A 9,707-nucleotide genomic window follows, 5' to 3' on the forward strand; every position below is an offset into this window, starting at 1 on the left:
TCGGGGTGGCGGTCGTGGTCCTTCGGCAGGTACCCGGCCGTGGAGGGCAGCGCGGCCGGCGCGGTGTCCTTGCGGGAGAAGTCGAAGGCGCTGGTCAGGTCGCCGCATATGGCGCGCCGCCAGGGCGAGATGTTCGGCTCCCGGACCCCGAAGCGTCGCTCGATGAACCGGATGATGGAGGTGTGGTCGAAGGTCTCGGAGCAGACGTAGCCGCCCTTGCTCCAGGGGGAGACGACCAGCATGGGCACCCGCTGGCCGAGCCCGTAGGGGCCGGCGACATGACTGCTGTCGCCCTTGAACAGGTCCGGCGCGGGGTCGACCGTCGACCGGCCCTGGGCGGCGGAGGCCGGCGGGTAGGGCGGGATGACGTGGTCGAAGAAGCCGTCGTTCTCGTCGTAGGTGATGAACAGCGCCGTCTTCCCCCACACGGCGGGGTTGGCGGTGAGCGCGTCCAGCACCTGGGAGATGTACCAGGCGCCGTAGTTGGCCGGCCAGTTGGGGTGCTCGGTGAAGGCCTCGGGGGCGACGATCCAGGAGACCTGGGGCAGCCGGTCCGCCTGGACGTCCGCCTTCAGCCGGTCGAAGAAGCCCTCGCCCTTGCGGGCGTCGGTGCCGGTGCGGGCCTTGTCGTACAGCGGGTCGCCGGGCTTGGCGTCGCGGTACGCGGTGAAGTAGAGCAGGGAGTTGTCTCCGTAGTTGCCGCGGTAGGCGTCGTTGATCCAGCCCCAGCTGCCGTTCGCGTCGAGGCCGTCGCCGATGTCCTGGTAGATCTTCCAGGAGACCCCGGCCCGCTCCAGCCGTTCCGGGTACGTCGTCCAGCCGTAGCCCTTCTCGTCGTTGCCGAGGACCGGGCCGCCGCCCGTGCCGTCGTTGCCGGTGTAGCCCGTCCACATGTAGTAGCGGTTGGGGTCGGTGGAGCCGATGAACGAGCAGTGGTAGGCGTCGCAGACGGTGAAGGCGTCCGCGAGCGCGTAGTGGAAGGGGATGTCGTCGCGTGTGAGGTACGCCATCGTGGTCGCGGACTTCGCGGGCACCCACGTGTCGTACCTGCCGCCCGCGAACGCGGCGTGGCCGTCGTTCCAGCCGTGCGGGAGGTCCTGGAGGAAGGCCAGGCCCAGGTCGTCGGCGTCGGGGTGGAACGGCAGGATGTCCTTGGTGCCGTCGGACTGCCTCCAGACGGACCTGCCGTTCTGGGTGACCGGACGCGGGTCGCCGAAGCCGCGGACTCCTCGGAGCGAGCCGAAGTAGTGGTCGAAGGAACGGTTCTCCTGCATCAGGACGACGATGTGCTCGACATCCTCCACGGACCCGGTGCGGTAATGGGCGGGCAGGGCGGCCGCGCGCTGGATGCTGCTCGACAGAGCCGTGAAGGCGGTGGTGGCACCCGCGAGTTGGAGGAAGCGCCGCCGGTTGACTTCGGGCATGAGTGAGGGTCCTCTCGTCCTGACGTACATGACGCCACCGAAATGATGGAATCTGCGCGGAGCGAGTGTTCCAAGAGCACCAAACGTCAGGGAAGGCTCTGGTGGAACTCATGTGAACTCGTCGCGACATGAGGAGTGCGCAAGCCGCCGATCGGGGATGGTCGCGATCATGACAGACGCACAGACGAGAGTACCGAAGCGGACGAAACAGTCCATGAAGCAGCTTGTCGCGGCATCCGTGGGCAACGCCGTGGAGTGGTACGACTGGTACGCCTACACGTTTCTCGCCACCTACATCGCCGCCGCGGTCTTCCCCGAGGGCACCGGCGACTCGCTGGTGCCGCTGCTGTCGACGTTCGCCGTGTTCGCGGTGGGCTTCTTCATGCGGCCCGTGGGCGGGCTGCTCATGGGCGCCGTCGCCGACCGGCACGGCCGGCGGGCCGCCCTCACCGTCACCATCCTGCTGATGGGCGGCAGCAGCCTGCTGGTCGGCCTCACCCCCACCTACGCCTCGGTGGGCCTGCTGGCCCCGGTGGTGCTGGTCGCCGCCCGGCTGCTCCAGGGGCTGTCGGTGGGCGGTGAGTTCGCGGCCTCGACCACCTTCCTCGTGGAGTCGGCGGGGCCGGGCCGGCGCGGGCTGTTCTCCAGTTTCCAGTACGTCTCGACGACCGCCGGCCAGCTGGCCGCGTCCGGGGTCACCACCGTGCTCGTGGACACGCTCGCCGAGCCCTCGATGGACGGCTGGGGCTGGCGCGTGCCGTTCTGGCTCGGCGGGGTGTTCAGCCTGGTCGGCTTCTGGATCCGGCGGGGCGCCGAGGAGACCCGCAGCGCCGCGCAGCGCCAGGCGCCCCGGCCGGGCCTGTTCGAGGCGCTGCGCCGCCATCCGCGCCAGTCCCTGCTCATCGCCGGCATCACCGCGGGCGGCACCCTCGCCTACTACACCTGGACGTCGTACCTGCCGACGTACGCCGAACTCAACGCGGGCGTCGCGAAGTCGGACGCGCTGCTCGCGAGCACCCTCTCGCTGGCCTTCTTCGCCCTGCTCCAGCCGCTCGGCGGGCTGCTGTCCGACCGGGTGGGCCGCCGGCCGCTGCTGCTGTGCTTCGGGCTGGGCTTCGCCGTGTTGTGCGTGCCGCTGCTGCACGTGCTGCGCGACTCCTTCGCCGTGCTGCTGCTGGTGAGTTGCGCGGGCATGGTGCTGCTGACCGGGTTCACGTCCGTCAGCGCGGCCGTCAACGCCGAGGTGTTCCCGCCCCGGGTGCGCGCGGCCGGCATCGGCTTCCCGTACTCCCTCACCGTGGCGCTGTTCGGCGGCACGGCCCCGTACGTCGGCACGCTGTTCAAGGAGCTGGGCCACTCCGGGCTCTTCCCCTGGTACGTCGCCGTGCTCTGTCTGCTGTCCTCGCTGGTGTACCTGCGGCTGCCGGAGACGGCCCACCGGGAGCTGGAACGCTGAGGGGGAGCCGCGCCTCGCGCACGGGACCCGGCTCCCCCGCTCTCCCCCGGTCTCGGTCAGGGGGTCGTGTACGCCTCCACCTCGCTGAACTGCCCGGCCGGCCAGCCCGTGTTGGCGCTGACGCTCAGGCGCAGGTAGCGCAGGTTCGTGCCGCCGGGCAGGGACACGGTCGCGGTGTTGCCGGTGGCCGGGTCGAAGCGATAGCCCTGGGCGCCGACGACGGTCGAGTAGCCGGAGCCGTCGGTGCTGCCGAGCACCGTGACGGTCTGGGTGCGGGCGCCCCAGGCGGCCGACGGCGGCAGCTTCAGCACCAGGCGGCGCACGGCGTAGGCGGAGCCGAGGTCGACCGTCCAGGACTGCGGGAAGGCGTGGTTGGCCGACTCCCAGTAGGTGCCTGCGTCACCGTCGACCGCCTTGCCCGGTGTGTAGACGTCCTGGGAGCCGGTCGCGGTGGCCGGGCGGCCCTTGGCGAGGTTGCGGTTCGGGTCGGGTTCGGGGTTGCCCTGTCCGGGCTGCGGCCAGGTGGAACAGTCCGACCAGGTGCTCGACCAGCCCGAGTTGCCGCCGCCGTCGGTGAGGCTGAAGGAACCGGAGTTCGCCGGGTAGGGGCAGTTGTAGATCCCGGCCGCTCCGACCTGGGTGGCGGTGACGTTCTTGAAGGTGGCCGCGCCCTGCGCCTCCGCCTGGACCACGACCGTGCCGGTGTTCCTCACGGTCGCGCCGCTGACGGTGACGTTCTTCACCGGGTGGCCGCGCCCGCCCCCGGAGACGAACTCGAAGGCGCTGTACGGGCTGTCGGTGATCGTCGTGTCGGTGATGTCCACGGTCGCCTCGATCGCGCTGTCGTAGGAGTCGACGCGCAACGCGCCCATCGGATGGTTCCAGTTGGGGTTCATCGCGCCGGTGCGCACCAGCGTGTTGCCGGCGACCGTGATGGTGCCGGCGAGGGGGTGGAACGGATCGAGGAACTTCTGGTTGGAGATGGCGATCCCGCTGCCGAGGGCGTTGGTGTCGGAGACGAGGTTGTCGCGTACGGCGATGTCGGTGCCGCCGTAGACGGCGATGCCGTTGGCGAGGTTGGGCTGCGAGATGGTGTTGTTCTCGAAGCTGGAGTCGGTGTCCGGGGAGTACAGCGACCACATGGCGAGGGCGTCGTCGCCCTGGTTGCGCAGGAAGTTGTTGCGCACCCGGACGCCCTTGGCGGAGCCATTGAGGTTGAGGCCGTCCGCTGTGGTGTCGAGGATCCGGTTGTTCTCCACGACCAGGTTGTCGTTGTTGCCGGTGAGCCACAGGCCGACCTTGAGGTGCTGGATCCACATCCCGGAGACCGAACTGCCCGGACCCAGCGAGCCGTTGACGAAGTTGTCCGGGCTGGAGTCGACGCGTTCGGTGACCTCGCCGATCACCGCGAAGTCCTTGATGCGGACGTTTCCGGCGGAGCCGGACTGGTCGATGAAGCGGGAGGTGTGCACCACCGAGTGCCAGCTGCCGGCGCCCTGGAGGGTGACGTTCTGTACGCCGCTCAGGGAGGAGGTGATCCGGTAGTCGCCCGGCGGGATCCATACGGTGCCCCCCTGGGCGGCGGCGATGGCGTCCCGGAAGGCCTGGGTGGAGTCGCCGGCGCCGCTGGGGTCGGCGCCCTTGGAGACGACGGACACCGAACCGGCGGGCTGGGCGGTGGCCGGGGCGACCTGTTCGAAGTCGGCGACATCGACGGTGACCTGGACGCCGGTCGCCTCGACGGCCACCTTGTCGCCGGCCTGGACGCTGCGCCCGAGCAGCATCCGGGTGTTGTCGAAGAAGTGGTGCGTCTTGGCGCCGGGGATCCAGCCGGTGTCGATGTAGGAGTACTTGGCGGTCACCGGCAGGGTCTTCGCGAGCCTGGTGCCGTTGACGTACACGTTCAGCGCGCCGGACTGGCCGTCCGGGACGCTGTAGGCGAGGTTCAGCGCGTTCGCGGCGCGCGGCACGGTGAACTCCAGCCGCTGCCCGGCGGACAGCCGGACGGCCTGCCGGCCGGAGGCCTCCGAGGCGAGGGTGCCCTGTGTGTAGTCGGGGCCGATCCTCGTGCCGTCGCCGGTCGCCGACTCGGCCTCCACGGAGGTGAAGGGGAGGGTGGCGCCGGCCGCCGCGTGGGCGGCCGGGGCGACGGCGGTGAGCAGGCCGGTGGCGAGGGCGGCGACCGCCCCGAGGGCGGGGATGCGCCGGAGGTTTCCGGCGGTGCTGCGGTGCATGTGCTGATCCCTTCGTGGTGGGGGTGCGTGGGACAGCGAGGTCGTGACGGCTCGGCTCAGGCGTGCAGCCAGGCCGCCGTGTCCTGCGGCAGCCGGCCCGCGTCGTCCAGCGGGCCGCTGCTGAGCAGGAGCCGGGAGCGGGCGGGGAGGTCGGCGGGCGTGGCCGCGAGGTTGACCACGCACAGCGCCCCGTCCGCGCGGGAGAAGGCCAGCACGCCGTCGGGGGCGGGCAGCCAGGTCAGCGGGCCGTCGCCGAACCGCGGGCGCAGCGCGATGGCCGTGCGGTAGAGGGAGAGCATGGAGTCGGGGTCCGACCGCTGGCGGTCGACCGCGTACGACGGCCAGCCGGCCGGCTGCGGCAGCCACGGCTCCTCCCGCGCGCCGAAGCCCGCGTGCGGCAGCCCGGCGGTCCACGGCAGCGGCACCCGGCAGCCGTCGCGGCCCTTGCGGACATGGCCGGTCTGCTCCCAGATCGGGTCCTGGAGCACCTCGACGGGCAGGTCGGCGACCTCGGGCAGACCCAGCTCCTCGCCCTGGTACAGGTAGGCCGAGCCGGGCAGCGCCAGCATCAGCAGGGTCGCCGCCCGGGCCCGGCGCAGCCCGGCCGCCGGGTCCACCGCGGGCGCCCTGCCGTCGGCGAGCAGCCAGGCGGCCGGATCGGTGCCGGGCGGCAGCATGAGCCGGGAGGCGTGGCGTACGACGTCGTGGTTGGACAGCACCCAGGTCGCGGAGGCTCCGGCGGCCCGGGCGGTGGCCAGCGAGCCGGTGATGACGTCCCGCAGCTCCTCGGCGTCCCAGCGCGCCTCCAGGTACTCGAAGTTGAACGCCTGGCCGAGTTCGTCGGGGCGGGCGTACAGGGCGCGGCGGGCACCCGGCACCCAGGCCTCGGCGACCGCCATGCGCGGCGGGCGGTAGGCGTCGAAGATCTTGCGCCAGTCGCGGTAGATCTCGTGGACCTCGTCGCGGTCCCAGTACGGGTGGCTGCCCGGCGGGACCAGGGGCAGCGCGTCCTCGCCGGTCGCGCCGATGTCGCCGACGTCCCGCAGCGGCTCGGTGAGGTCCTTGGCCAGGCCGTGGGCGACATCGACGCGGAAGCCGTCCACCCCCCGGTCGGACCAGAACCGCAAGGTGGTGCGGAAGTCGGCGCGGACCTCCTCGTTGTCCCAGTTCAGGTCGGGCTGTTCCGGGGCGAACAGGTGCAGGTACCACTCCCCGTCCGGCACCCGCCGCCAGGCGCTGCCGCCGAACACCGACTGCCAGTCGCTGGGCGGGAGTTCCCCGTGCGCCCCGCGGCCCCGCCGGAAGACGTACCGCTCCCGGGCCGCGGAGCCGGGCCCGGCGCGCAGCGCCTCCTGGAACCAGGGGTGCAGGTGGGAGGTGTGGTTGGGCACGATGTCCACGATGACCTTGAGGCCGAGCCGGTGCGCCTCGGCCACCAGGGCGTCGAAGTCGTCCAGGGTGCCGAGGCGGTCGTCGACCCCGCGCGGGTCGATGACGTCGTAGCCGCCGTCGGCGAGTTCGGACGGGTAGAAGGGGCTCAGCCACACGGCGTCCACGCCGAGCGCGGCGAGGTGGTCCAGGCGCTGGGCGATGCCCTTCAGATCGCCGAGGCCGTCTCCGTCGGCGTCGGCGAAACTGCGCGGATAGACCTGGTAGATGACGGCCTGCCGCCACCAGTCGGGGTTCCTGGGCGAGAGGTCCGGCGAGAGGTCGGCCATACGGGCTCCCTTGGGAGGGACGACGGTACGGAATCTGTACCTGTCCACCTTGCCCGGAAAGCGAACCTTTTCACGGCCGATCAGTCCGTGCAGTGCTCCAACAGGCCCTGTACCTCCGTGTCCACCACCCGGTACCGCACCACGCGCCCCTCCTTCTCCCCCGCCACGACCCCGGCCGCCCGCAGCAGCCGCAGCGCCTGCGAGACGGCCGGGTCGTTCATGCCCGTGGCGATCGCCAGATCGGAGACGGCGAGCGGCCCGGTGCGGTGCAGGGCGAGCAGCAGCGCGAGCCGGTTGGGATCGGCCAGCAGCGAGAAACGTTCGGCCCAGGTGCGCAGACGCCCCGCGTCGCCGATGGCGGCGATCGCCTCGCACACCCGGTGCCCGTCGATGGTGCGACGGTCGGCTCGGTCGGCAGGCACGAGATGCATGCCCACATCCTCGCAGGCCCGCTTCTGTGATCTTCCATACCTGCGCAGGTAAGCAGCTATGCAGGAAACCGCGTGCCCCTCTACGGTGGGCGGGCCGTGGTGTTCGGGAAGTCGATGCAAGGTCGACGCGGCCCTCGCCACTGTGATCGGGGAGTTCCCGTTCCGTCCGGCACACCGCCGGGCCACTGGTCGTACGACCGGGAAGGCAGGGACGGCGGACGTGTGACCCGTAAGCCAGGAGACCGGCCACGGCAGTTCACAAAAAGATCCACGAGGTGCTGGAGCTGACCACATGAACCTGCCCGGGACGTCCCTGTCCGAGTCCGCGCACGCCTCGTTCCGCTGGCGACGCGAGGACACCGTCAAGACGGTGGGGCTGATGGCGGTGATCGTCGCCCTGCATGTCGTCGCCTTCGGGATTCTCTTCCTGCTCGTCACGCCGGGGCACTACAAGGTCGGTTCGGAGGTGTTCGGGGTCGGGCTCGGTATCACCGCCTACACGCTCGGTATGCGGCACGCGTTCGACGCCGACCACATCGCGGCGATCGACAACACCACCCGCAAGCTGATGGCGGACGGGAAGCGGCCGGTGTCGGTGGGGTTCTGGTTCGCGCTCGGGCACTCCAGCGTGGTGGTGCTGCTGGCGCTGCTGATCGCGGGCGGCACCTCGCTGGCCGGGAAGGTGATGAACGAGGGGTCCACCACCCATCAGGTGCTCGGTGTCCTGGGTACGACGATCTCCGGCACGTTCCTGTACCTCATCGCCGCGCTGAACCTGGTCGCGCTGGCGGGCATCCTCAAGGTGTTCCGGGCGATGCGGGCGGGGGCGTACGACGAGAAGGAGCTGGAGCAGCACCTGGACTCGCGCGGGTTCATGAACCGGGTGCTCGGGCGTCTGACGAAGTCGGTGTCGCGGCCGGGGCAGATGTACCCGCTCGGCTTCCTGTTCGGCCTCGGCTTCGACACGGCCACCGAGGTCTCGCTGATGGTGATGGCGGGCTCCGGCGCGGCGGCCGGCCTGCCCTGGTACGCGATCCTGTGCCTGCCTCTGCTGTTCGCCGCCGGGATGAGCCTGTTCGACACCCTGGACGGCACGTTCATGAACTTCGCCTACCAGTGGGCGTTCGCCAACCCCGTCCGCAAGGTGTTCTACAACCTCGCGATCACCGGCCTGTCCATCGCCGTGGCCTTCTTCATCGGCACGATCGAGCTGGTCGGCGTCCTGCACGAGAAGTTCGACCTGCGCGACTCCGTCACCACCTGGATCGCCGGTCTCGACCTGGACAACGTCGGCTACATCATCGTCGGCCTGTTCGTGGTGGTGTGGGCGGCAGCGCTGGGGTACTGGCGGCTGGCGCGGGTGGAGGAGCGCTGGTCGGCGCGGACGGCGCCGGCTCCCGCGTCCGACTGAGCCGGCGGGCCAGCGCGGCGCAGACCACCAGCTGGAGGGTGTGGTAGAGCATCAGGGGCAGCACGGTCATGGCGACCTCGTCCGCCGGGAACAGCACGGACGCCATGGGCAGCCCGCTGGCCAGGCTCTTGGTGGCGCCGCAGAAGAGCGCGGTGACGCGGTCCTCGCGGGGCAGCCGCAGCAGCCGGGCGGAGCGGTCGGCGAGGAGCAGGGCGGCGCCGAGCAACAGGGCGGCCAGGACGCCGAGCAGGGCCAGCCGGCCGGGTGACACCCGCTGCCAGATGCCGGTGGTCATGCCCCGGCTGAACGCCGCGTAGACGACCAGCAGGATCGAGCCCCGGTCGCACAGGCCGATCAGCGTGCGGTGCCGGCCGAGCCAGTCGGAGATCCAGCGCCGCACCGCCTGCCCGGCGAGGAACGGCAGCAGCAACTGGACGGCGATGTCGCCGAGTTGGCCGAGGACGACGGGGATGCCGCCGTCCTCGCCGGCGCCGATCAGGGCGACCGCCAGCAGGGGCGTGAGCAGCACGCCCAGGACCGTGGAGAAGGACGCGGAGCACAGGGCGGCGGCGACGTTGCCGCGGGCCAGGGAGGTGAAGGCGATGGAGGACTGGACGGTGGACGGCAGCACGGCGAGGAAGAGCACGCCGGCGGTCAGCTCGGCGCCGAGCACCCGGTCCGGCAGCAGTTCCGCGGCCAGCCCGAGCAGCGGGAAGGCGGCGAACGTCAGCGCCAGGACCGGCAGGTGCAGCCGCCAGTGGCGTACGCCGTCGAGCGCGGCCTGCGGGGAGAGCCGGGCGCCGTAGAGGAAGAACAGCAGGCCGATGGCGATCCGGGTCAGCCAGGAGACGGCCTCGGCCGCCTCCCGCTCCGCGGGGACGAGCGCCGCGACGCCGATGGCGCCGAACAACGCGACGATGTACCAGTCGACGCGGCGCGCCAGTCGGCGGACCGCGCCGGTGAGGGGGGTCTGAGGCATGCGCTCCTGCCTGGTAGCCGGGGCATGGGCCGGGCCCCGGCTACCAGGCAGGAG

At 71.4% G+C, this 9,707-nt stretch carries 7 protein-coding genes and 1 riboswitch; of the genes, 2 read left to right on the plus strand and 5 right to left on the minus strand.

The window, feature by feature from the left end:
* The coding region (locus CCN44_RS38755) for a phosphocholine-specific phospholipase C (RefSeq protein ID WP_107502161.1) at positions 1–1,424 on the minus strand (1,424 nt) is incomplete at its 3' end.
* Positions 1,425–1,581: 157 nt separating this feature from the next.
* Between CCN44_RS38755 and CCN44_RS38760 the strand changes: the two genes are divergently transcribed.
* Positions 1,582–2,880, plus strand: coding sequence for an MFS transporter (locus tag CCN44_RS38760; RefSeq protein ID WP_059254490.1), 1,299 nt, complete (start codon positions 1,582–1,584; stop codon positions 2,878–2,880).
* 56 nt (positions 2,881–2,936) lie between these two features.
* On the opposite strand, the gene CCN44_RS38765 is transcribed toward CCN44_RS38760, so the two are convergent.
* The 3 genes from CCN44_RS38765 to CCN44_RS38775 form a co-directional block, all read right to left on the minus strand.
* A complete protein-coding gene (locus CCN44_RS38765) occupies positions 2,937–5,114 on the minus strand; it encodes a discoidin domain-containing protein (RefSeq protein ID WP_086703620.1) in 2,178 nt (725 codons plus the stop codon).
* Positions 5,115–5,170: 56 nt separating this feature from the next.
* The gene (locus tag CCN44_RS38770) at positions 5,171–6,832 is read right to left on the minus strand and encodes a glycoside hydrolase family 13 protein (protein WP_086703628.1); all 1,662 of its coding nucleotides are present in this window, start codon (positions 6,830–6,832) and stop codon (positions 5,171–5,173) included.
* Between the two features lie 80 nt (positions 6,833–6,912).
* On the minus strand, positions 6,913–7,263 hold the full coding sequence (locus CCN44_RS38775; protein ID WP_086703635.1) for an ArsR/SmtB family transcription factor: 351 nt from the start codon (positions 7,261–7,263) through the stop codon (positions 6,913–6,915).
* An 80-nt stretch (positions 7,264–7,343) separates the two neighbouring features.
* A riboswitch (cobalamin riboswitch) is annotated at positions 7,344–7,528 on the plus strand.
* A gap of 27 nt (positions 7,529–7,555) precedes the next feature.
* On the opposite strand from CCN44_RS38775, the gene nicT reads away from it, so the two are divergent.
* Positions 7,556–8,674 (plus strand): Nickel transporter NicT, encoded by a 1,119-nt coding sequence (nicT, locus tag CCN44_RS38780; RefSeq protein ID WP_059250142.1) that lies wholly within the window; start codon positions 7,556–7,558, stop codon positions 8,672–8,674.
* On the opposite strand, the gene CCN44_RS38785 is transcribed toward nicT, so the two are convergent.
* Positions 8,562–9,653, minus strand: a complete 1,092-nt coding sequence (locus tag CCN44_RS38785) for a bile acid:sodium symporter family protein (protein ID WP_086703639.1) — start codon at positions 9,651–9,653, stop codon at positions 8,562–8,564. The two genes, nicT and CCN44_RS38785, sit on opposite strands and share 113 nt — an antisense overlap.
* Between the last annotated feature and the right edge of the window lie 54 nt (positions 9,654–9,707).

The organism is Streptomyces tricolor (assembly GCF_002155905.1).
Lineage (GTDB): Bacteria > Actinomycetota > Actinomycetes > Streptomycetales > Streptomycetaceae > Streptomyces > Streptomyces tricolor.